Raw genomic sequence first — 23,236 nt, 5'->3', positions numbered from 1 at the left:
AGACAGGAGGAATGCAGATGTCAACACATTATGATGTCATTATTATCGGATTAGGAGCTATGGGGAGTACGGCTGCTTATCAGCTCGCCAAAAAAGGTCAGCGGGTATTGGGGTTAGAACAATACGGTCCCGCTCATGACCTAGGATCGAGTCACGGCGGTTCTAGAATCATTCGACAGTCGTATTTTGAAGACCCTGCTTACGTTCCATTATTGCTTCGCGCCTACGAATTATGGAATGAAATTGAAAGAGAAAGCGGTCAAGAAATTCTTACGGTTACCGGTGGACTTATGATGGGACCTCCTGATAGCTTGACGGTTTCTGGAAGCATCGAAAGCTCTAAACAGTGGAATCTTGCGTATGAGATTCTAGAAGCAAAGGATATTTACAAACGGTTTCCGGCGTTTACACCTTCACCTGCTACGGTTGCTCTATATGAAGAAAGAGCTGGATTCGTTAGGCCGGAAGCGAGCGTATATACTCACCTTCTTCAAGCAGAAAAGTACGGAGCTGAGCTTCATTTTTTTGAGGAAGTGGTGTCGTGGGAAGCTCATCCTTCTGGTGAAGGCGTGCGCGTTATAACAGCTAATGGAGTATATGAAGCTGGGAAAATCATTATTTCTGCAGGCGCTTGGGCACCTGATTTATTACGGGATTTGGGTGTTAGCTTACAAGTAGAGCGTCATGTGCAAATGTTTTTTGAACCAACACAAGGAATAGATATTTTTTCAGTGGGAAAACAGCCGATTTATATTTGGGAAGCAGATGATTATGTACAGTTGTATGGTTTCCCTTCGTTTGGATTAAAGGCTGAAGGAGCAAAAGTGGCGTTTTTTCGAAAAGGAACAGCGTGCACTCCGGAAACGATTGATCGAAATATATATGAAGACGAAGTGAACATGATGCGGCACTATCTAGCTCAAGGTATTCCACAGCTTAACGGTCGATTTTTACAAGGGAAAACGTGCATGTATACCAATACACCAGATGAACATTTTGTCATTTCACTGCATCCTGAATATCCTCAAGTAGCGATTGCAGCTGGATTTTCTGGACATGGTTTTAAGTTTGCAAGCGTAGTAGGAGAGATTTTAGCAGATTTAGTGATAGAGGGAAAAACTAATCACCCAATTGATTTGTTTACTCCGCAGCGATTTGCGGCGAATAAAATAGTATAAATCGTCGTCAGCTCTTGCGAATGGTTCTATTTAAATGTTTCTCAAGAAGCGAAGGAGGAATAGTAGATGGTTATGGAACATGGTTTAGTGAATGATAATGGGAGACTTGAGCCCACGTTGAGAGGAGAGCTGTATACATCTTCGGACATTTTTAAGTTAGAAAAAGATCATATATTTTCTAAATCATGGAGTTTAGTTGCATTTGAATACGAAATAGCGGAACCAGGACAATATATTACGACGAGAGTTGAAGGCGAAAATATTTTAATTACTAGAGGAAAAGATCACGTGCTGCGTGGATTCTTGAACGTATGTCGGCATCGAGGAGCTAAGCTGTGCAGCCAAGCATCCGGTAAAGCAGGTGTTATTCGCTGTCCATATCATTCGTGGAGCTATAGCTTAGATGGTGATTTAGTGGGTGTTCCTAACACAAGCCGCTGTCGAGAAGAACTCGTGCATAATGAAAATTACGGACTAACATCCGTTCACATTAAAGTGTGGCACGGCATGGTTTGGGTTAATTTATCTGACAATCCTATATCTGTTGAATATCAGCTAGACGCACAAATTTTTGATCGTTTTGGAGAACTTTATACGTTTGCTAGATATGAAATTCAAAATTTAAAATCCGCTCATCGTGAAGAATATGAAGTCGAGGCAAACTGGAAGCTTATTGTAGAAAACTTTCAAGAGTGCTATCACTGTTCCTCTATTCATCCTGAACTTACGGCAACGCTGCCTGAATTTCGTTCGGGAGTCGGCACTCAAAGTTCCGTGGGAGGCGGAGCTAAGTTTGGGAATGAATTAGAAGCTTTTTCAATCAGCGGGAAAGGAAGCCGTCCTATGCTAAAAGGATTGCTTCCGGAAGATGACCGCACGTATTTTGGCATTACCGTTCTGCCGCTTGTATTTATCAACTTAACACCGGATCACGTTATTATTCATCGTATTATTCCAATTAGTGCGGAAAAGTCTAAAGTGATTTGTGAATGGTTATTCGACCCGGAAGAAATGGCTAAGCCTGATTTTGACCCAAAAGATGCCGTGGAATTATTTCATCGCGTTAATTTACAAGACTTTGAAGCGTGTGAGTGGTGTCAAGAAAATATGAGCTCAAAATCTTATAAAGAAGGAGGTATTTTAGTACCTATCGAACAGCACGTTTCTCAATTTTACAATTATGTATTGGAAGCAATCGGTATGAAGGTCGAATAGTAAGTAGAAGTGGTCTGACACGTTACCTTGAGGTGTCAGACCACCTCTAACAATCTACTTTAAAAAAAGGGGGAAATAAATTGAGTACAAGCTCTAACCTAACAGAACCCATTATCCGCGTTACCGATGTTTCAAAAGTATTTGGCCGTCAAAAAGAACAGGCTCTTAAGCTGAGAGAAGCTGGAGAAAGTAAATATGAAGTCGAACAAGCTACTAAGACAACCGTTGCTATTTACAATGCTCATTTCGAGGTGAAAAAGGGAGAAACCTTTGTGTTAATTGGATTATCAGGAAGCGGGAAATCTACTTTACTTCGATGCTTGAACGGGCTTGTAGAACCGACAGAAGGGACGGTATATCTAGAAAACACAGATATTTCTCATATGCCAAAAAGACAGCTTCAGGAAGTCCGGAGAAATAAAATTGGGATGGTCTTTCAAAATGTGGGCCTCCTTCCAAACCGCACCGTGATTGACAACATTACATTCGGTCTAGAGATACAAGGTGTATCAGCAAGCGAAAGGGAAAAGCGAGGGAAAGAGGCGCTTGAAATGGTGGGGTTAAATGGACAAGCTTATAAAAGAATTTATGAATTATCAGGAGGTATGCAGCAGCGGGTTGGATTAGCGAGAGCCCTTGCTTCTGAACAAGAGATTTTGCTGATGGATGAGCCTTTTTCGGCGTTAGATCCTCTTATTCGAAGAGATATGCAAAAGCTATTTCTTGATATTCAAGGAGAAGTACAAAAAACAGTTATCTTTGTAACGCATGATCTAGATGAAGCATTAACTTTAGGGCACCGGGCTGCCGTAATGAAAGACGGAGAGATTGTACAGCTTGGAACGGCTGAAGATATTTTAAGTCAACCCGCAACCGATTATGTAAAACTGCTTGTTCAAGACGTTAATTACGGAAAAATCCGCCTTGCTAAAGACGCTGTTATTCCGGTAGAAACGGCTGCCTATGAGTATGAATCACCACAAGTTATATTAAGAAGAATGAGAACCAATCATTTATCTGCGATTTTTGTTCTTGATAGTTCTGACCGCTTATTAGGTATGATGAGCATCTATACAGTGATGGAGCTTATTGAAGCTCATAAACATGATTTAAAAGGAAAAGCATTGACACAGCCGCATTGCGTCAATCCTGATATGTCTTTACAAGAAATGATTCCTCTATTTACAGACAGTCATTCGCCTGTAGTCATTGTTGATAATCATCATCGCCTAAAAGGTATGATTTCCCCGAGCACTCTTATTGCAAATCTCACTGAACGTATTGCAGTGACCGAGCAGCAAGAAGTTAAATCATATCAAGTGGAGGTTCGATAAATATGATGGTGAATGCTGCGATGATTCCTCGTATTCCTTTAGATAAATGGGCAAATTCATTTGTTGATTACATGATTGATAGTTTTTCAGGTGTATTTACTGGAATCAACCAGATAATGACCAGTTTAATCAGCAGCCTTGAATGGGCATTGACAGCCTCTCCTCCGCTAGTAACTGTCCTTGTTTTTGTTCTATTAGCGCTATGGTTGACAGATTGGAAGATAGCTGCATTTACGTGTTTTGGGTTACTTCTTATTATTAGCTTGGATTTATGGGAAGCATCAATGCTGACCTTATCTCTCGTTTTAGCTTCTACGATTATCTCACTTTTATTTGGCGTTCCTTTAGGCATATTATCACACCGCTTTAACAAAGTGGGGGCAGTCATAAAGCCTATTCTTGATATTATGCAAACGATGCCTGCTTTTGTTTACTTAATTCCTTCCGTACTTTTATTTGGATTAGGGAATGTTACAGCTCTTATTGCTACGTTTATTTTCGCAATGCCGCCTGCCGTTCGTCTGACGCTGCTTGGGCTTCAGCAAGTTCCGCACACTACTTTAGAAGCAGCGGAAGCTTTTGGAGCGACAGAATGGCAAAAATTAATTAAAGTCCAGCTGCCGCTCGCTTTGCCTATGATTATGTCGGGTGTCAACCAAGTTATTATGCTATCTCTTTCGATGGTTGTTATTTCTTCCATGGTCGGTGCGGGAGGCCTAGGTGCAGAGGTATTACGAAGCATCAGTATGCTGGATGTAGGCTTAGGGTTTATCGGTGGGATTGCGGTTGTTATTATTGCCGTTATCTTAGATCGTTTAACGCATCTTTCTACTCGAAAAAGCCAAGATATTCAATCAAGCAAATAAAATGGATAAAGGTGGGATTAGATGAAACATTCAAAAAAAATTTCTTTTATTATGCTAACAATCGTCGTCATGCTGCTTGTCTCTGCATGCGGAAATAGCAATACGGCAAGCGGCACGACGACTAAAAAAGAAATTACAATTGGGTACATACCATGGGACGAAGCCGTAGCCGTTACGTTTTTATGGAAGGAATTATTAGAGGAAAAAGGCTATAAAGTTAAAGCAGTTCAAAGTGACGTAGCCCCGCTCTTCTCAGGAGTTGCTCAAGGAAATATTGATTTATTTTTGGATGTATGGATGCCTACTACCCATAGTTCTTACATGAAAAGATTCGGAAAACAAGTAGACGTTCTCGGCACTTGGTACGATCAAGCAGACAGCGGATTAGCCGTTCCCGACTATGTAGACGCGCAGTCGATAGGTGATTTAAAAAATAAGAAAGGGGAGTTTAACGGAAAGATTATTAGCATTGAACCGGGATCTGGAATCAATGGTCTTACGAAAGACCATGCCATGCCCAGCTATGGGTTAACAGACTGGAATTTAGTAGAGAGCAGTACAGCTGCGATGCTATCGGAGTTAGATAAAGCCATTGCTAATAAAGAACCTATTGTTGTTACGTTATGGCGCCCCCACTGGGCTTTTGAAAAGTATAATCTCAGATACTTAAAAGATCCCAAAAATACGATGAATCCAACTGGACCTGAGAAAATACAGTCGATTAGCAAAAAGGGATTTAAAGAAGATTATCCAGAAGCAGCAAAGTGGCTGAAAGATTTTTCTATTAGTGCCGATCAACTAGCATCTTTAGAATCAGAAATTAACAGTGCAAAAGACGAAACAAAAGGTGTGAAAAACTGGATTTCTAAAAATAAAAAAGTGACGGAAAGCTGGGTAAAATAATAGATGGAAAAGAAAAGGCTGTCTCATAAGTGAAGCTATTGACTTAGAAACTGTTTTTTTGGGGGAGAACTTTTTATCTGCAGTTTTTCTAACGGATTAAGTTCGGTAAAATCTCAATAAATGAAAGTTTTTTAACCTGATATGTAAATTAAAAAAATATATTTAAATTAAAAAAAGTGGCATTGCTTTCTATTATCCAAGTACAATTTAAATAATGAATGCTTTACGTTTCGCATGTAAGTATTTATTTATACCTATGTTGTCATAATTTATGTGATTCCCCAAAGCATAAATTACTTTTCATTACCTTATTGTGTACAAAAATATTGTAAGATAGGCTCATGCTTTTAACAGCATGGGCCTATTTTTATAGACAGCTTGAAAATAGGTATTTGCAAACTGGAAAATTAATCTTTCCCTCTTGCACAATAAATATTCTTCTGTACAAAAATAGAGTGTATAATAGGAATGTTGACTTGATAGGAAAAAGAGAGAAGCCTTATCAAGCAAAGGAAGATGGAGTGGAGAGTGTGTACTGAAAGTGAAATTGTCCAGCGGCAAAAATAAACATGTTTTTCGAATGCTTCTAGAAGAATATCTAGAATGAAAGTAGGAACATTATGGAAAAGAAAATGAGGTTTGGCATCAAATCTAAAATTATTATTGGATATTTAATTGTTATTGTCTGTTTATTTATTGCATTTATTGTTTTAAACAGTCAAATTTCATCTTTGCAAAAAGAGCGGAATTTTATCATTGATCATGATATTGAAGTCCATGATCTGACCAATCGAATTGAAAAGCACCTGCTTGATATGGAAACCGGACAAAGAGGCTATATTATTACAGGAGAAGCGAGTTACTTAGAACCTTATAACAGTGCAGCAACAAGTTGGGAAAAAGATTATAATGCGCTGTATCAGCTTCTAAATAATAATCCAAATCAGCAGGAGAAACTGGAGAAGATTAAAGGAAGTATTCAAGACTGGATTGAAGCTGCTGGTGAACCGACCATTGCATTAAAAAAAGAAAATAATACAAAAGAGCTTCAGCAATTTTTTGAGAAAGATCCTGGGCGCCAGTATATGGACGATATACGCAGCCAGTTTACTTCTTTTAGAAATGTAGAGAAAAAATCGACTGAAACAAGAGCAACAGAGTTAGACGAGAAAAATCAAAAAATTAAAATTGGACTTTACGGTTTGCTGTTATTCGTTACGCTTATTTCACTTGCTATCGCTATTGTGTTGTCTAATTCTATTGTGAATACGATTAAAGAAGTTACGCAAACGATCAAACGAATTACGGCTTCAAAAGGCGAGTTAAAAGGAAGAATTAAAGTTCGATCTAATGATGAAATTAAAGATTTAGGGCTAGCCACGAACGCGTTGTTAGAAAATATTGAAGAGCGAAACTGGCTTCAAACGAACATTGCTCATGCTGTAACGATGTACCAAGGCATAGCATCTGTAGACAAGCTTGCGGAAAAATTTCTCTTTACGGTTTCAGAAATGACACAAGCTTCTTTCGGAGCATTTTATGTTCGAGAGGAAAATGATAAAGGAAACTTATTCGTCAAACAAGCTGCTTTTGCAGATAGAAAAGGCGACGCGGGAAGAGAGAGCTTTTTGATAGGCGAAGGGCTCATTGGACAAGCTGCTTTAGAGAAAAGAACCTTTGTCATAAACGATGTACCTGACACGTACCAGCTCATTACTTCAGGATTAGGAGACGTAAAACCTAAGAGTATTTTTATTGTACCCGTCTTGTTTGAAGATGAAGTAATTGCTGTTATCGAGCTTGCATCGCTGCACGAGTTTACAGTTTTAGAGCAAGAACTTATTAGTCAAGTGATTGAAACGTTTGGTCTCACTATCAATGGCGTAATTAGACGTATGGAAATTGCTCGTCTATTAAAAGAATCTCAGGCGATGACAGAAGAGCTCCAAGCTCAGTCTGAAGAACTTCAAACACAATCAGAAGAACTGCAAATGCAGTCTGAAGAGCTGCGTATGATTAATGAACAGCTAGAAGAAAGAACAAAAGACGCAGAAGAAAAATCGTTTGAATTAGAGGCTGCAAAAGAAGATTTAGAAGAAAAAGCGCATCAGCTGGAATTGAATTCTCAATATAAATCTGAATTTCTTGCTAATATGTCGCATGAGCTTCGAACACCACTTAACAGCATTCTTATTCTGTCTGAAATGCTTGAGGAAAACGCAGCTAAAACGCTATCTGAAGATGAAGAAGAATACGCTCGTATTATTCATTCTTCAGGAAAAGACTTGCTCGCGTTAATTAACGATATCTTGGATTTATCAAAAGTAGAGTCTGGAAAACTAGATATTTTACTAGCTGAGATGAATATGAGTGAGCTTCCAGATCAAATCGAACGTAATTTCAGCCACGTTGCTGAGCAGAAAAACGTACAATTGAAAATTAATAAAGCACAAGATGTACCGGACATCATTCACACAGATGAAAAGAGATTCCAGCAAATTGTGAAAAATCTTTTATCAAATGCATTTAAATTTACGGAATCGGGATCTGTCACAGTATCCATTCAACGAGTAGCTGACCATCGTCTTACAACAGCTATGCGTACAGTTGATACGGATTGCTGGCTAGAAATAGCTTTAGCTGATACAGGGATTGGTATACCAAAAGAAAAGCATCAGCTTATCTTTGAAGCGTTTCAGCAGGCAGATGGAGCTACGGTCCGCAAGTACGGAGGAACGGGACTTGGCTTATCTATTTGCAGTGAGTTTGCAAAATTATTGGGCGGCTGGATTTCTCTAAGCAGTGAAGTAGGAAAAGGAAGTACGTTTACGCTATACCTTCCTAGCCTCTCTAATGGTCTTATTGACTATGAAAAAGTGAATTTTGCATATGAAGAAGTAGCGGTATCTGTAGAAGAAGCTGAACCTGAAGCAGAAATAACTGAAATTGATCATTCTGTACAACCAGTTGAATCTTCACTGCAAGATGGTGAAAATGTGTTTCAAGATAAGCGAGTGCTCATCGTAGATGATGACCAGCGCAACATCTTTGCCTTAAAAACTGCGCTAGCTAAACAAGGTATGACCATTATGACAGCTCATAACGGAATAGAGTGTCTTGAAATGATGGAGAATAGTGAACCATTTGATCTCATTTTAATGGATATTATGATGCCGCAAATGGATGGATATGAAGCCATGCAGAAAATCAGAGGAGAGCTAAAGCTTGTTGATTTGCCTATTATTGCATTAACCGCTAAAGCAATGAAAAACGATCGTGAAAAATGCTTGGAAGCTGGAGCATCAGATTATATCAGCAAACCTTTAGATTTAAATCAGCTGTTCTCCGTTATGCGTGTATGGCTAGTAAATTAAGCGGGGTATGAAACATAAATGGATATGAAGCACCTAGATTTAAGTGAAGACTTAGTTATGAATAAAAAAACGGATTTAGAGATTGATTTACTGCTGACGGCTATTTATCGATTAACGGGATTCGATTTCAGACAGTACGCTAAATCTTCTATTTGTCGCCGAGTCTATAATCGAATGAAAATTGAACGTATTCCAACCGTGTCTCGATTGTTAGAAAAAGCGATTCACGAAGAAGAATTTATGAATCAGCTTTTAAATGATTTTTCAATAAATGTAACAGAGATGTTTCGCGATCCAAGCTTTTTTAAAGCATTTCGCACAAAAGTGATTCCGGTATTAAAGGATTATCCGGAAATTCGCATTTGGCACGCTGGCTGTGCAACGGGCGAAGAGGTATTTTCTATGGCGATTCTTTTAGAAGAAGAAGGGTTAATGGATAAAACGGTCATTTACGCAACCGATATGAACGAAGATGTATTAGAAAAAGCAAAACAAGGCGCCTTTTCTTTACGTAAAATGAAGTCATATACAAAAAATTATATTCAAGCCGGAGGAAAGAATGCCTTCTCGGAATATTATCAAACGGATCATCACTATGCATATTTTCATCCGTCGCTGTTAAAAAATATTATCTTTGCTCAGCATAATTTAGTCACGGATCAGTCATTTAATGAATTTCACGTCATCATTTGCCGAAACGTCCTTATTTATTTTACAGCTCAGCTGCAAAATCAAGTGTATAATTTATTTTCAGAAAGCCTGTGTGTAAAAGGGTTTCTTGGACTTGGCGATAAAGAAACGCTTCGCTTTGCTGAGGGAGCAACTTCTTATATTGAGTTTGCAGGGAACGAGCGCATCTATCAAAAGCAATAAAAAAAGACCTCATTTGTGAGGTCTTTTTTATTATGCTTGTGCTTGAATCATAAGCACGCACATGTCATCAGGCTGATTTAACTTTTGTTCTTCTGAGAAAATTTCATTCATAAATGCCTGCGGATTTGTCCATTTTTGTTCAGTAAGTTGTTGAAGACGAAGAGCAGATTCATTTTCGCAGGGGCCCATCGATTCAAGAGCTCCGTCTGTAAATAGCAAAATTTGCACATCGTTCTCAAAGCTGACAACAGATTTCTGAACGTCCATTTCTTCAAAAAACCCTACAGGGCAGCTTCCTCGTTGAAGAGGAACGAGCGTATGTTCATCCACTAACATATAACCTTCTGGGTGCCCGGCATTCACATATTCTACTGTCTTAGCTTCCGTATCAATCACTAAATAAATAGCAGTGAAATAGTAAGGAATTTCATCTTTTTCGCTGTGCAATAATTCCATGTAGCGATTCAACTCTGTAATAACCTGCTCAGGGTCTATGAGGGACTTGATAGCTTCTCTGAGCACAGACGAAATAAACATACAAACAAGCGAGGCAGAGATGCCGTGCCCCATCATATCAAAAAGAATAATACCGTACCGGTGCTCGTCGATTTTGTGCCAATAGTACATATCACCCGCTAATTTAAAAGAAGGATAATATGAAACTTCCATTTGAATATCTTTCTCTCGTAAAGGGGGGCTGAGTAAGTTTTGCTGTACGTGCGTAGCTAAATCTAACTCAGTTTGAATTTTCTTTTCATGTTCCGTGTGCCAGTCAATTTCTGCTTTAAGGCGTAAGGCTACCCGCATACGAGCCAGCAGTTCCACTTTATTAATTGGCTTTGTGACGTAATCTGTTCCGCCAGCGTCTAGAGCTTCTACTAATTTGCTGCTGTCTTCTAGGGCTGTGACAAAGATAATTGGAATATGTTTTAAGCGTTCTACCTGTTGAATTCGCCTGCAGGCTTCGATTCCATCAATTTCGGGCATCATAATATCAAGTAAAATCAAATCGACCGAATTCGTTTTTGAGTTCTCATCGTCCAGGTTAAGATAGTCAAAAAGCGCATGGGCAGACGTAAGAGACACACAGTTATCGTAGCCAGCGCCTTTTAGAATTTTTTCAATCACAAATAGATTGACTTGATTGTCATCTACGAGAAGAATGGTCATGCTTTATTTCCCCTTATTATGTTTGAAGACTATTGATTGAGTATGTAGTTTTCAAGCATTTTTTATACTTTTTCTGTTTTTCTATTTATCTATTATACAGAAAACACAGCGTTTAGGGTATTTTTTAAGATTATTCTTTTCTATTAAAAAAGTCACTTGTCCCCAGAAAAGGAGACAAGTGACTTTTTATAGCAACTTGTATAACGCAAATACCCCGAAAGTCAGTACCACCGCTCCCGAAATACGATTTACCCAGATCAAGCTGTTATTCGTAAACTTCGACCGGGCAAGACTAATAGCAAAACTGAGCGAGAGCCACCAGCAGGCCGATCCTAAAAATACGCCTGCAACCATTGTCAGCGCAGAAGCAACATCAAATGCTGATTTACTAATGCCTACACCAGAAAACACGCCAATAAAAAATAAGATCGTCATTGGATTCGTAACCGTTAAAAAGAGAACGGATGTATACGAACGAAGCAACCCTTCTCCTTTAGCAGCAGCAGCGTGCTCTGCAGGTTGAGAACGAAAAGTTTGTACACCTAAATAGCATAAAAATAATCCCCCAATCAGCTGAAGCCAAATCTTTTGGGTTAATAAAAAGGTTGTAATGAACGTTAGGCCAAACGCAGCGATGCATCCATAAAGAGCATCTGCTGTAGCTGCTCCCAGCCCGGATACAAATCCGTGTAATCGCCCTTTAGATAACGTGCGATTGATGCATAAAATACCAATGGGACCGACGGGAGCAGCAACGGAAAAACCGATCACTAACCCCTTTAGAAAATAAAATAAGTTCATCTTTTACGTTGCTCCTATGAAGTTTTTCTTTAGTATAGTACAAAAGCAATTATGAATGAAGCTAATTTTGAGAAAGGTGTTAACGCATGTTTTTAGTCTGTTCGGGTACATCATAATGGTGTGATAGAAAACATTATTAGTGATTTTGTTTTAATCATTAAAAAGTTCAAATGCTAAATTATTTTACACAGAAAATTAAATGTAGTAAAATAATTCACTGTTACATATATAGAAAGATCTACCACTATAAAGTAGTCATTCGTAATGAGATGAAGAGAGGTTAGTCATCATGAGTAATCTGTTTGCAAAAAAAGATGTTAATAAGCTGTTAGAGGAAAATGCAGCAAAAGAATCAACTAAGACACTAGGGTTATTTGATGTTATTTTGATGGGAGTAGGAGCAACCATTGGGACAGGAGTGCTGGTTATAGCAGGACTAGTTGCCGCCAGGGATGCAGGGCCCTCGGTCTCCGTTTCATTTATTATTTCTGCAATAGCCTGTATTCTTGTTGCGTTGTGCTATGCAGAATTTGGTTCAGCTGTTCCAAGTTCAGGAGGCGCATATACATACATATATGTTTCATTAGGGAAATTTGTAGCGCATTTAATAGGGTGGTCCATTGTAGGATGCTATACGGTGTCTTTAGCGTCTGTAGCAGGCGGATGGTCTTCTTACGTAAATAATGTGCTTACTGAGTTTGGTATTAGACTTCCTGAATCGTTAACCGCCATACCGAGCGACGGAGGTATCATTAACCTTCCGGCAGTATTTATTGTGCTGTGCATGTCGTTTTTATTAACAAGAGGGGTAAAAGAAAGTAAAAAAATAAATAACTTAATGGTTTTAATCAAGATAGGTATTGTTCTTTTATTTGTAGCCGTCGGCGTCTTTTTTATTCATACAAATAACTGGCACCCATTTACTCCTTTTGGTGTGAAAGGGATCTTTGCAGGCGCAGCTTCCGTCTTTTTCGCTTATAACGGATTTGATGCCATTTCTACTTCGGCAGAAGAAGTGAAAAATCCGCAAAGAAACTTGCCGCTAGGTATTTTGATTGCACTAAGTGTTTGTGCAGTCATTTACGTAGTAATTGCATTAGTATTAACAGGAATGGTTTCTTATAAAGAGCTAAACGTAGGCGATGCGTTGTCATATGCGCTCAATAGTGTAGGACAAGAATGGGCAGCGCTCATTGTATCTATCGGAGCGGTTATTGGTATTATGGCCGTCGTATTTGCTTATTTGTTTGTCGTGCCCCGCATACTGATGTCAATGAGCCATGATGGATTATTGCCGTCTCTTTTTGCGAAAGTGAACCAAAAAAATAGCGAGCCTGTCATATCTACATGGCTTGTGGGGGCGTTAGGCGCGATCGTAGCTGGTTTTGTTGATTTAAAACAGCTGGCAGATTTAGCGAATATGCTAGCGATTGTTACGTTTGCTGCCGTTTCATTTTCAATTTTAGCTCTTCGAAAAAGTCAGCCTAACTTAAAGCGCGGTTTCAAAGTACCTTTTGTGCCGTTCATTCCAATTCTTGCTATTCTTTGCTGTATCTTTCTTATGTTTAACTTATCAATGGTAACGTGGATGTACTCAATCGGCTGGATGCTGATTGGCGTCTTTATTTACGTTGGATACGCCAGAAAGAACAAGAGCGTTTAACAAAAAGACTCTAAGCCAACGAGCTAGAGTCTTTTTTGTGTATATATTTCTTTTGAAAGGGATCTATGAACATAACGTAAAAATTAAAATTTTATTCGGGACATATGTCCTTTTTATTTTGGGAAGTGTTATTGTTTAATAAAAAGAAACCGTTATGATGGAGAGGAAAACATGAGGGAAATTACGAGTGAGAAACAGCTGCTGGAGTATATAAATACTTATAAATTAGAGTCAGTTTTCAAGAAAGACTTACTACCGCATTTGTCACTGTATGATGTGGAGGCAGGAGAACGTCTTTGTTCTCAAGGAGACGTGTCTCACTGCTTGTACATACTGGTGAAAGGCAAGGTTAAAGTTTATACCATATCGCCCGAAGGCAAGACGCTTGTTCTTTCCTTTAAACAGCCCCTTGAAGTGATAGGCGATATTGAGTATGTACAGGATGTTGATATTATGAATACGGTTGAAGCCGTTTCACCTTTAGTTGTAATTGGTATACCATACAAACGATTAAAACAGCATGCGAGCGATGATCCACAGCTGCTGACGTTTTTACTGGAAATGCTCACAAAAAAGTTTTGCGCAAAATCGAACTCGCTAAGCTTTAATTTAATGTACCCAGTTGAAGTGCGGCTGGCTAGCTACTTGCTCTCTATTTTTTGTGAAGAATCACATTTGGTTATGGATCAAAAAACAGAAAGCCTAAAAGATATAGCCAATTTAATCGGAACGACTTACCGGCATTTAAATCGTGTTCTTCAGAAATTTGTAGCGCAAGGAGTTATTGAAAAAAAGAAAGGCTCCATTATTCTCAAAGATAAAGAAAAACTGAGCTGTCTAGCAAACGACAATATATACGAGTAGAAAAAGCAATAGATTAGTTGAAGGGGAAAGAGAAGAATGAAAACATACAGAACGCTTCTATTTGACATTGATAATACGCTTTTAGACTTTAACACAGCCGAAGAGCAGGCTTTACAGCTTCTTTTTGCTAACCACGGTATTCCGTTGACTGATGAAAGCAAAAAACGTTATAGCTTGATAAACCAGGGGTTATGGACAGCTTTTGAAGAAAATAAAATAAGCCGTGAGCAAGTTGTAAATACTCGCTTTTCTACTCTATGTAAAGAATATGGAATAGAGAAAGACGGAAAGCTGCTTGAAGCAGAGTACCGAACGTATTTGAATAATGGTCATCAGCTAATTGACGGAGCTATTGAGGTAATTAAAAACCTGAGCGGTTACTATGAGTTATATGTGGTTACAAATGGCGTATCGGCTACACAATATAAGCGCCTTCAGGACTCAGGTCTATATCCTTATTTTAAAGAAGTATTTGTTTCAGAAGATACAGGTTTTCAAAAACCTATGCAGGAATATTTTGATTATGTTTTTTCACGTATAAAAGAGCTGTCCGTACATGAAACATTGATTGTTGGAGATTCTTTGAGTGCAGACATTCAAGGCGGGCAGCTGGCCGGTATTGATACGTGCTGGTTTAATCCTCAGAAAAAAAAGAATGATACAAATTGGAAGCCTACCTATGAAATAGGAAGGCTTCAAGAGCTTTATAACCTGCTGAACTTAAATAATGAAGCAGCTTCGGTACAAGTGTAAAAGTGTATAAACGGTAGAAAAACTAAAAAAGCGCCAGCTCTTTTGTTAAATAAAAAGGACTGGCGCTTTTTCTGTTTTATAGATTTCACAGGGCTTAAAATACGCTAGGGATATCGGTCTAGGTAAAGTAATCAATACAAATTTAAACAGTTTTATCCCAAATGCAATAGGGTATTTTAACAATATCCCAGATAAAGTAAGTAACTAGGAGGTCATAAAAGATGATTAATGGAAAAAGTTTATCTCGTTCAGGAAAGAGTTCATATAGAAGAGAAACAGCGGTTGGAAAAACAGGAATGGTAGCCAGTGCTCATCCAATTGCAACAGACGCCGGAGAACAGGTACTAAGAGCGGGAGGCAATGCAATTGATGCGGCAATTGCCGTTCAGTTTGGGCTCAATGTTGGAGAACCGATGATGACCGGTATTGGAGGCAGCGGCTTTTTTATGGTGTACCACAATGAAAGCAAAACAACTAAAATTTTTGACGGGCATTCTCAGGCTCCTAAAGCAGCTTATCCTGAAATGTTTCTTGATGAAAATAAAGAAGTTATTCCGTTTAGAAAGCGTTCTACTCATGCAACGGCAATTGGAATTCCAGGGATTTTAAAGGCGATGGAAGCAGCTCGTAAAGAGTATGGAACAAAATCCCTTGCTGAATTAATTGAACCGGCTGCCAAAGCAGCAGAAGCGGGTGTGGAAACAAACTGGGTGCTTGGAGATATTTTAAAAACATATGCCTATCGACTAGGAGAACATGCTAAGCAGCTATATTCTCCAAACGGCAAGCCTATGCAAGAAGGAGATATGATTAATAAAAAAGATCTGGCTAAAACATTCCGCATTCTTCAAGAAAAAGGTATCGAGGCTTTTTATGAAGGTGAAATTGCAGAAGCCATTATTTCAACGATAAAAGAGCACGGCGGTTTTATGGAACTGTCAGATTTGAAAGAATACCAGATTAAGATTGATGAACCCGTGTGGGGAGATTATAAAGGATACCGAATTGCTTCTTCCAACATGCCTAGTGCAGGAGGAGCTACGGTGCTGCAAATTTTAAAGCTATTAGAGGACTTCGATGTGTCTCAGTACGACGTGAAATCGTGGGAAAAGTATTATTTGTTTGCAGAAGCTATGCGCATTGCATTTTCAGATAAAATTGCATTCTCTGGAGATCCAGCCTGCAGTGACATTCCATTAAAAGGGCTTTTAAATGACGAATATATAAAGGAACGTCAAAAATTAATTAATTGGAAGCATAAAAATGAGAAAGTTGATTTTGGCAACCCGTGGGATTATGAGAAAGGCCAAAAAGTGAACGTTGTGCGTCAGCCTTATGAACCTGAACGTGAGCTTAGTGAAACAACTCACTTCACGGTAGTTGACCGCTGGGGCAATATTGTCGCTTGTACATCAACTGTGGAACATCCTTTTGGTACAGGAATTATGGTTAAAGACCATGGATTTTTACTCAACAACGAGCTTACTGATTTTGATGCTATTCCTGGAGGGCTAAACCAAGCGGATGCAGGAAAGCGTCCGGTTAGCTGTAAAAGCCCAACCATCGTTTTTAAAGACAGTGAACCTGTACTCACTTTAGGGTCTCCGGGCGGACCAACCATTGTAGGCTCTGTGTTCCAAACGCTTATGAATGTCTTAGACTATGGAATGGATATAAAAGAAGCGATTGAAGAACCAAGAATTTTTAATAGTACAGGATCACTTATCGGTTGGGAAGCCGGAGTGGATATGAATGCCAAAGGAGAGCTAGAAGCCATGGGGTTTAATTTTGGAGATGAGCCGTTCCCAATCGGAAATGTTCAAGGTATTCAAATTGATAAAGAAAACGGCCGTTTATTTGGAGCAGCTGATTCCAGCCGTGAAGGAAAAGCAACTGGCTTAGACTCTTAATATTAAAAAGATGCATCATACGCTCTCTCTTTTGTAAAAGGGATGGCGTATGATGCATTAAAGAAGATAAAAATGAGTAGGCAAAAAGAAGGAATATTTTTTTCTGAAAACATACTTTAGACCTTTATTATTATCATTCTAATCTCCAGAAAGGAAAAAGAATAGAACGTTTTCATGTCCGAATAATAAAAAAGAGTACTGATTTTTCAAGAGATTGATGAAAACAGAATGATTGAAAAACATAAAAAAAGGAATAGCGCTTTCAATGCTAGAAAAATAGAGTATTTAATCATGTGAAAAATATAAAACGCAACGGCTGGAAAACGTGGTTTGGAGTGTAAAAAAGTCGTACACTTTTTTTAAAACAAACGGTTACATAAAAAGTTTCTTACACGTAAACTTTGGTCCTAGTTACAGCTTAATGAAAAAGATGAAAATGAAAAATAGCTACATTTGGCATGTTTGACTTTCGTCATTTATCCAAGTAATCTTTTGGTTGAACGGAACCGGTTCTGCTTTCGGATTTTTGATGGCTAATTGAATTAATAAATTTATATTTTTTACTAACCCAAAAGGAGAAAACATATGAAAATGAAACGAGTTGCTAAGCATACAACTGCTGCTACACTGGCTGCAGCCCTACTAGTAGGCGGGGGATACCAAACATTTGCTAAAGGAAATGACAGCAAAGACTTTAATAATAGCTACGGAATTTCACATATTACTCGCGATAATATGGTGAAAATTCCACAGCAGCAAAACAGTGCTCAGTTTAAGGTTCCTGCTTTTGATGAATCCACTATTAAAAACATTGCTTCTGCTAAAGGAAAAGATGCATCGGGAAATACAATTGACTTAGATGTATGGGACAGCTGGCCATTACAAAATGCTGACGGAACAGTGGCGACTTATCATGGATATCAAATTGTGTTTGCCCTAGCAGGTGATCCAAAAGATTCGAATGACACGTCTGTTTATCTTTTCTATAAAAAAGCTGGAGACAAATCGATTGACAGCTGGAAAAACGCTGGAAGAGTGTTTAAAGACAGCGATAAATTCGTTCCGAATGACCCGCATCTTAAAAGTCAAACACAAGAATGGTCTGGTTCTGCCACATTAACGAAAGATGGTAAAGTTCGTTTATTCTACACGGATTATTCAGGTAAACAATACGGAAAACAAACGTTAACGACAGCTCAAGTGAACATGTCTCAGCCAAACGATAATACGTTAAAAGTTGACGGAGTAGAAGATTACAAGTCAATCTTTGATGGTGACGGAAAGATTTATCAAACGGTTCAGCAGTTTATTGATGAAGGCGGTTATGACACAGGGGATAACCATACGCTAAGAGATCCTCATTACATAGAAGACAATGGACATAAGTACCTTGTTTTCGAAGCTAACACTGGAACAGAAGATGGCTATCAAGGCGAAGACTCTCTATATAACAGAGCATACTACGGAGGAAACAATCCTTTCTTCCAATCTGAAAAGAAAAAGCTTCTTGAAGGATCTAATAAAGAAAAAGCTTCTTTAGCAAACGGGGCTTTGGGCATTATTGAGTTAAATGATGACTATACGCTCAAAAAAGTAATGAAGCCGCTTATCACATCAAATACAGTTACAGACGAAATTGAACGTGCAAACATTTTCAAAAAAGATGGAAAATGGTACTTGTTCACTGATTCTCGCGGATCTAAAATGACGATTGATGGAATCGGACAAGATGATGTGTATATGCTAGGCTATGTTTCAAATACGTTAACAGGAAAATATAAGCCTTTAAATGATACGGGATTAGTTCTTCATATGGATTTAGATCCTAATGATAAAACATTTACGTATTCTCACTTTGCCGTACCGCAAACAAAAGGTAATAATGTTGTTATTACAAGCTACATGACAAACAGAGGCTTTTATGAAGACAACCACTCTACATTTGCACCAAGCTTCTTAGTAAATATTGACGGTTCAAAAACATCTGTTGTAAAAGATAGCGTTCTTGAACAAGGTCAGTTAACAGTGGATGAAGACTAAGCCCTTTGCAATAGCAACAAAAGAAAATGGTGATTGTAATCACCATTTTCTTTTGTTTTATTCGATGTAGACAAAAAAGAGAAAGGCGGGGTTTGTTTGAAGAAAAAAGGTGCTTATAAATGGATAACGCTTGCCGTTCTTTTAGTTGTAATAGCCGGACTCATTATAGCAGGCGTATCCAAAAAAGAGGATACAAAAGATCGAGGAAAAGAAAAAGGAAATAAAAGTGAATCCACTTATCGCCCGGTGTATCATTTTAGCACGCCTGATAAATGGAAAAATGATCCTCAAAAGCCCATTTATTTTGACGGAGAGTATCATTACTATTACTTATACAATCATGATTACCCTAAAGGGAACGGGACGGAATGGCGACATGCAACGTCTAAAGATTTGGTTCATTGGAAAGATAAAGGAGTAGCTATTCCAAAGTATACAAATAAAAATGGCGATATATGGTCCGGATCCGTTGTAGAAGATAAAGAGAACACAGCAGGTTTTGGTAAAGGCGCAATTGTAGCGATTATGACCCAGCCTTCTGCTGATGGACAAAAGCAAGAACAGTATTTATGGTATAGCACCGATAGAGGAAAAACCTTTAAATCATATAGCAAAAATCCTATCATGCCTAATCCAGGCACCAAAGATTTTCGAGATCCCAAAGTCATATGGGATCATGAACATGATAAGTGGGTTCTCGTCATGTCAGAAGGTGAAAAAATCGGATTTTATGAATCTTCTGATCTAAAGGATTGGACGTATACGGGAGGACTTGTCACTAAAGATATTGGCATTACAGAATGTCCAGATCTTTTTCAAATGAAGGCGGATGACGGGACAGTTAAGTGGGTTCTCGGGACAAGTGCAAATGGAAAAGAAAGCGGAAAGCCAAACACCTATGCTTATTGGACAGGAAATTACGATGGAACAACATTCACTCCCGATATGGATGAGCCACAATGGCTAGATCATGGTTTTGATTGGTACGGAGCAGTCACGTTTAAAGACGGTAAAAATGAGGATTCTTTAGAAAAACGCTACGCTTTTGCATGGATGAACAACTGGGATTATCCAGATAAGACACCAACGATGAAAGATGGGTTTAACGGATTCGATTCAGTAACCCGTGAAATTACGCTTTCAAAACAAGACAACGATCAGTACAGCCTGTTATCAAAGCCTGTCGAAGAATTAAATCAGCTAACTGATTCAACAAATTCTCTCAAGCAAGTAGAAGTAAACGGAGAGAAAAAGTTAAAGATAAAAGGTGAAGCTTATCAGCTTGATACAGATATTTCATGGTCAGATGCAGAAAATGTAGGCTTACGACTTCGAGAGTCCGCAGATCAAAAGCGGCACATTGATGTCGGGGTTTTTGCAAAAGATAACGTCTCATATGTGAATAGAAGCTATAGTAATCAGCCTGATCAAAGCAAAAAATATGTGGAAAGCCGCGATTACTTTGATGCAGACAAGAAAAATGTTCATTTGAAGATATTGGTAGATAAAACAAGTATTGAAGTCTTTATTGATGATGGAAAAACCGTACATTCTAGCGAGGTGTTTCCTCGTCACAACGACCAAGGAATTACGCTTTTTTCCCAAGGAGGAACGTCTTTCTTTAAGAACATAGAAATCAAACATTTTCGTTCCAGTTAGTAAATTCCCTATTTTTAAAAAAGGGAGCAGAATATCACCTTATTATGGTTTAGGACTCGTTAAAAAGGGTATATGCCTACTAACAGTAAATGAAAGGCAGTAAATGAAAGGGTGTTTATTCAAATGGAAGAGAAAATGAGACAACTAATAGAGGGACTTAATACCGATTTAGCGGGTGAATATTCGGCGGTTATTCAGTACACTTACTATGCGTCTACAGTAACCGGCCTAGAATATCAAATTTTAAAACCTTTCTTTGAAGGAGAAATTCCTGACGAGCAAGGGCATGCCCTTTATTTATCAGAAAAAATCAAAAACCTTGGCGGTGAGCCAACAACAAAGCCAGCTGAGGTGAAGCACGTCTCAAACGTGACGGAAATGCTTAAAGAAGCGAGCAAGGCTGAAAAAGAAACGATCCAGCGCTACGAAGAGCGTAAAAAACAAGCAGAAGAGTTAGGATTAACAGAGCTTGTTGTCAAACTTGAGGATATGATTGCAGATGAAACAAATCATATGGAAGAAATGGAACGTTTATTAAAAGATCCCCGACTAAGTTAATCATACAAAATACGTAAAAAGCATCCCGTAACACCTGTTACGGGATGCTTTTTTGTAATTGAAAAAAGAAATTAAACATCATGTACGCATGTTTTTATAAATGAGAGGAAAGTCATATTTTTGAAATTCTCTATCGCTTTGAAAAAATTTATAGTAAAATAATTATTTGGCTGCATATGGCAGTAACTATATGCGGAGCATCACATACATATAAAGGCTAAAAGGGTATAAGTATATTGAAACCGCTTTTATCTTCTGTAAAAAAAACGATGGTATGCCCGCAGTTGCAAGGAGAGAAAGAGATGAGGAAACGAATCATGACAGCGCTGCTGCTTGTCACTGTTTTAGCTGCAATGGAAGGAACCATTGTCAGTACGGCTGTTCCAAGAATTACAAGTGATTTGTCGGGTATTGAGCTAGTTAGCTGGGTATATGCCATTTATATGCTGACAACCGCTGTATCTACACCTATATACGGAAAGTTAGCGGATTTATTCGGCCGAAAAAAAGTTATGCTTGTTGGAATTATTATTTTCTTAATCGGATCTATACTTTGCGGGCTTAGCTTTTCGATGCAACAATTAATTGTCTACAGAGCAATCCAAGGGCTAGGCGCCGGGGTCGTTATGCCGCTTACAATGATTATTATTGGCGACTTGTATGAAGAAGCAAAAGAAAGAGCCAAAGCCCAAGGTTGGATTAGCGCAGTTTGGGGAGTTGCTGGAGTTCTCGGTCCTCTTCTTGGGGGATTTTTAGTCGATACGCTGTCTTGGCGCTATATTTTCTTTTTAAATATACCGTTTGGACTAATGGCTTTTATTGTTCTTCTAGTAAACTATAAAGAAGAAGTGGTAAAAGAAAAACGCTATATCGATTACATTGGAGCGGTGACGTTTTCAGTTGGAACCATTGCATTTTTATACGCGCTTTTAACCGGAAGTCAGCATCAAAACTGGGGAGATCCGATCATTATAGGATTATTTGTTCTAGCTGTTCTGACATTCATTGGCTTTATTTATATCGAAAAGAAATCGCCGGAACCTCTTATTCCGCTTGAGCTGTTTTCTATTCGAAGTGTATCTGTTATAAACTTATTAACACTTCTTGTCGGGTCAGTAGTTATTAGTATTACGGTTTACCTTCCAATTTGGAGTCAAGGAGTGCTGGGGAAAAGTGCAACCGCTGCTGGTTTTGTATTAATGCCTATGCCAGTATGCTGGACGATTGGTTCACTGCTTTCAGGGAATTTAGTAGGGCGCCTTAAAACGCACTCCATCCTTACGCTGGGCACGGCCATTGTAAGTACGGCTTGTTTTATGCTGTTTTTAGTTTCCACCCACTCACCCGTATTTTTAATTTATGTAGCCGTTGGGGTCCTTGGGTTAGGAATGGGTATTATTACGCCTATTTTTATGCTGGTTATTCAATCAGCGGTCCCGGCTAGCAAAAGAGGAGTAGCGGTGGCTCTTAATACATTTACAAATACATTTAGTCAAACGCTAGGTTCTGCGGTGTTTGGTACAATCTTTAACTTAGTGACACTTTCACAAGCAAAGAAATTAGGGCAAGAAAATTTAAATGCTTCGTTTGAGACAGGCGGAGTACCAGCAGAAGAACTGTCAAAGCTGCATGAAATTCTTGCATCAGGTGTTCACATTATTTACAGTGGAACATTTTTAGCTGCATTACTAAGCTTTGCTGTTTCATGCTTCCTAGTAAAAACAAGACATGAAAAAATAAAAAATATATCTGTACAAAAGTAACGAAAGAGGCTGAAACACAAGTATTTTAGTTGAAGGACAATCCGAACGAGTTTGATTAGGAATCAAACTCGTTCGGATTTTTTTATAGGTAGGTGAATGTAGCTTTCGCATATCCAGCTGCTTTTAGCTGTTGATTGGATTGATTTCGTTATATATCAGTCTCTTCTTTAAAAAAATATCAAAGAAAGAAAAAAGATATTGTCTGATAACGTTCCCGCAAACTCATTCATAATAAGAAGGATTTTTATCAATGCAGAAAATTTTTTATTTTTTGTTTTTTTAGTATGGACATTTACCTAGTTGTTGATTATT

17 protein-coding genes are annotated in these 23,236 nt (G+C 38.5%); 15 read left to right on the top strand and 2 right to left on the bottom strand.

Features of this window, described 5'->3' with window-relative positions; all coding sequences use genetic code 11:
* The first annotated feature begins 17 nt into the window (after nt 1-17).
* The 7 genes from solA (at nt 18) to WKH56_RS27315 (ending at nt 9,743) form a co-directional block, all read left to right on the top strand.
* Nucleotides 18-1,178 carry an N-methyl-L-tryptophan oxidase gene (gene solA / locus WKH56_RS27345; RefSeq protein ID WP_016763565.1) on the top strand — a complete coding sequence of 387 codons (1,161 nt, stop codon included), beginning with the start codon at nt 18-20 and terminating at the stop codon, nt 1,176-1,178.
* 66 nt (nt 1,179-1,244) lie between these two features.
* A complete protein-coding gene (locus WKH56_RS27340) occupies nt 1,245-2,393 on the top strand; it encodes an aromatic ring-hydroxylating oxygenase subunit alpha (RefSeq protein WP_047930880.1) in 1,149 nt (382 codons plus the stop codon).
* Between the two features lie 80 nt (nt 2,394-2,473).
* A complete protein-coding gene (locus WKH56_RS27335) occupies nt 2,474-3,727 on the top strand; it encodes a quaternary amine ABC transporter ATP-binding protein (protein WP_310884303.1) in 1,254 nt (417 codons plus the stop codon).
* A gap of 2 nt (nt 3,728-3,729) precedes the next feature.
* Nucleotides 3,730-4,593, top strand: a complete 864-nt coding sequence (locus WKH56_RS27330) for an ABC transporter permease (protein WP_028413966.1) — start codon at nt 3,730-3,732, stop codon at nt 4,591-4,593.
* 21 nt (nt 4,594-4,614) lie between these two features.
* Entirely contained in the window at nt 4,615-5,496 is an 882-nt protein-coding gene (locus WKH56_RS27325; RefSeq protein WP_048018538.1) for a glycine betaine ABC transporter substrate-binding protein, read from the top strand.
* Between the two features lie 620 nt (nt 5,497-6,116).
* On the top strand, nt 6,117-8,870 hold the full coding sequence (locus tag WKH56_RS27320; RefSeq protein ID WP_342837055.1) for a CHASE3 domain-containing protein: 2,754 nt from the start codon (nt 6,117-6,119) through the stop codon (nt 8,868-8,870).
* An 18-nt stretch (nt 8,871-8,888) separates the two neighbouring features.
* The gene (locus WKH56_RS27315) at nt 8,889-9,743 is read left to right on the top strand and encodes a CheR family methyltransferase (protein ID WP_063246912.1); all 855 of its coding nucleotides are present in this window, start codon (nt 8,889-8,891) and stop codon (nt 9,741-9,743) included.
* 30 nt (nt 9,744-9,773) lie between these two features.
* Here WKH56_RS27315 and WKH56_RS27310 read toward each other — a convergent pair whose 3' ends face one another.
* The gene (locus WKH56_RS27310; RefSeq protein WP_028413961.1) at nt 9,774-10,913 is read right to left on the bottom strand and encodes a SpoIIE family protein phosphatase; all 1,140 of its coding nucleotides are present in this window, start codon (nt 10,911-10,913) and stop codon (nt 9,774-9,776) included.
* Between the two features lie 186 nt (nt 10,914-11,099).
* Complete coding sequence (locus tag WKH56_RS27305; protein ID WP_342837053.1) at nt 11,100-11,714, bottom strand: LysE family translocator; 615 nt, start codon at nt 11,712-11,714, stop codon at nt 11,100-11,102.
* Nucleotides 11,715-12,003: 289 nt separating this feature from the next.
* On the opposite strand from WKH56_RS27305, the gene WKH56_RS27300 reads away from it, so the two are divergent.
* The 8 genes from WKH56_RS27300 to WKH56_RS27265 all read left to right on the top strand — a co-directional run bounded on the left by WKH56_RS27300 (nt 12,004) and on the right by WKH56_RS27265 (nt 22,924).
* Nucleotides 12,004-13,377 (top strand): amino acid permease, encoded by a 1,374-nt coding sequence (locus WKH56_RS27300; protein WP_063246914.1) that lies wholly within the window; start codon nt 12,004-12,006, stop codon nt 13,375-13,377.
* A 171-nt stretch (nt 13,378-13,548) separates the two neighbouring features.
* The gene (locus tag WKH56_RS27295) at nt 13,549-14,241 is read left to right on the top strand and encodes a Crp/Fnr family transcriptional regulator (protein WP_048018543.1); all 693 of its coding nucleotides are present in this window, start codon (nt 13,549-13,551) and stop codon (nt 14,239-14,241) included.
* A gap of 36 nt (nt 14,242-14,277) precedes the next feature.
* On the top strand, nt 14,278-14,994 hold the full coding sequence (locus WKH56_RS27290) for a YjjG family noncanonical pyrimidine nucleotidase (RefSeq protein ID WP_342837051.1): 717 nt from the start codon (nt 14,278-14,280) through the stop codon (nt 14,992-14,994).
* A 221-nt stretch (nt 14,995-15,215) separates the two neighbouring features.
* Entirely contained in the window at nt 15,216-16,904 is a 1,689-nt protein-coding gene (ggt, locus tag WKH56_RS27285; protein WP_310884306.1) for a gamma-glutamyltransferase, read from the top strand.
* A gap of 585 nt (nt 16,905-17,489) precedes the next feature.
* On the top strand, nt 17,490-18,944 hold the full coding sequence (locus WKH56_RS27280) for a glycoside hydrolase family 68 protein (protein WP_063246917.1): 1,455 nt from the start codon (nt 17,490-17,492) through the stop codon (nt 18,942-18,944).
* Nucleotides 18,945-19,040: 96 nt separating this feature from the next.
* Nucleotides 19,041-20,603, top strand: a complete 1,563-nt coding sequence (locus tag WKH56_RS27275) for a glycoside hydrolase family 32 protein (protein WP_310884307.1) — start codon at nt 19,041-19,043, stop codon at nt 20,601-20,603.
* A 123-nt stretch (nt 20,604-20,726) separates the two neighbouring features.
* Nucleotides 20,727-21,161 carry a ferritin-like domain-containing protein gene (locus WKH56_RS27270; protein ID WP_013056263.1) on the top strand — a complete coding sequence of 145 codons (435 nt, stop codon included), beginning with the start codon at nt 20,727-20,729 and terminating at the stop codon, nt 21,159-21,161.
* A gap of 302 nt (nt 21,162-21,463) precedes the next feature.
* Nucleotides 21,464-22,924 carry an MDR family MFS transporter gene (locus tag WKH56_RS27265; RefSeq protein WP_310884308.1) on the top strand — a complete coding sequence of 487 codons (1,461 nt, stop codon included), beginning with the start codon at nt 21,464-21,466 and terminating at the stop codon, nt 22,922-22,924.
* Nucleotides 22,925-23,236: the final 312 nt, after the last annotated feature.

It is taken from the genome of Priestia sp. SB1 (genome assembly GCF_038898415.1).
Note: the sequence above shows the minus strand (reverse complement) of the source record. Positions and strands in the feature narration are given on the sequence as shown.

What these genes read in the sequence shown, in the direction of transcription:
- solA (WP_016763565.1), top strand. Translation starts at nt 18, where the DNA reads ATGTCAACACATTATGATGTCATTATTATCGGATTAGGAGCTATGGGG.
- WKH56_RS27340 (WP_047930880.1), top strand. Translation starts at nt 1,245, where the DNA reads ATGGTTATGGAACATGGTTTAGTGAATGATAATGGGAGACTTGAGCCC.
- WKH56_RS27330 (WP_028413966.1), top strand. Translation starts at nt 3,730, where the DNA reads ATGATGGTGAATGCTGCGATGATTCCTCGTATTCCTTTAGATAAATGG.
- WKH56_RS27325 (WP_048018538.1), top strand. Translation starts at nt 4,615, where the DNA reads ATGAAACATTCAAAAAAAATTTCTTTTATTATGCTAACAATCGTCGTC.
- WKH56_RS27320 (WP_342837055.1), top strand. Translation starts at nt 6,117, where the DNA reads ATGGAAAAGAAAATGAGGTTTGGCATCAAATCTAAAATTATTATTGGA.
- WKH56_RS27315 (WP_063246912.1), top strand. Translation starts at nt 8,889, where the DNA reads ATGGATATGAAGCACCTAGATTTAAGTGAAGACTTAGTTATGAATAAA.
- WKH56_RS27310 (WP_028413961.1), bottom strand. Translation starts at nt 10,913, where the DNA reads ATGACCATTCTTCTCGTAGATGACAATCAAGTCAATCTATTTGTGATT.
- WKH56_RS27305 (WP_342837053.1), bottom strand. Translation starts at nt 11,714, where the DNA reads ATGAACTTATTTTATTTTCTAAAGGGGTTAGTGATCGGTTTTTCCGTT.
- WKH56_RS27300 (WP_063246914.1), top strand. Translation starts at nt 12,004, where the DNA reads ATGAGTAATCTGTTTGCAAAAAAAGATGTTAATAAGCTGTTAGAGGAA.
- WKH56_RS27295 (WP_048018543.1), top strand. Translation starts at nt 13,549, where the DNA reads ATGAGGGAAATTACGAGTGAGAAACAGCTGCTGGAGTATATAAATACT.
- WKH56_RS27290 (WP_342837051.1), top strand. Translation starts at nt 14,278, where the DNA reads ATGAAAACATACAGAACGCTTCTATTTGACATTGATAATACGCTTTTA.
- ggt (WP_310884306.1), top strand. Translation starts at nt 15,216, where the DNA reads ATGATTAATGGAAAAAGTTTATCTCGTTCAGGAAAGAGTTCATATAGA.
- WKH56_RS27280 (WP_063246917.1), top strand. Translation starts at nt 17,490, where the DNA reads ATGAAAATGAAACGAGTTGCTAAGCATACAACTGCTGCTACACTGGCT.
- WKH56_RS27270 (WP_013056263.1), top strand. Translation starts at nt 20,727, where the DNA reads ATGGAAGAGAAAATGAGACAACTAATAGAGGGACTTAATACCGATTTA.
- WKH56_RS27265 (WP_310884308.1), top strand. Translation starts at nt 21,464, where the DNA reads ATGAGGAAACGAATCATGACAGCGCTGCTGCTTGTCACTGTTTTAGCT.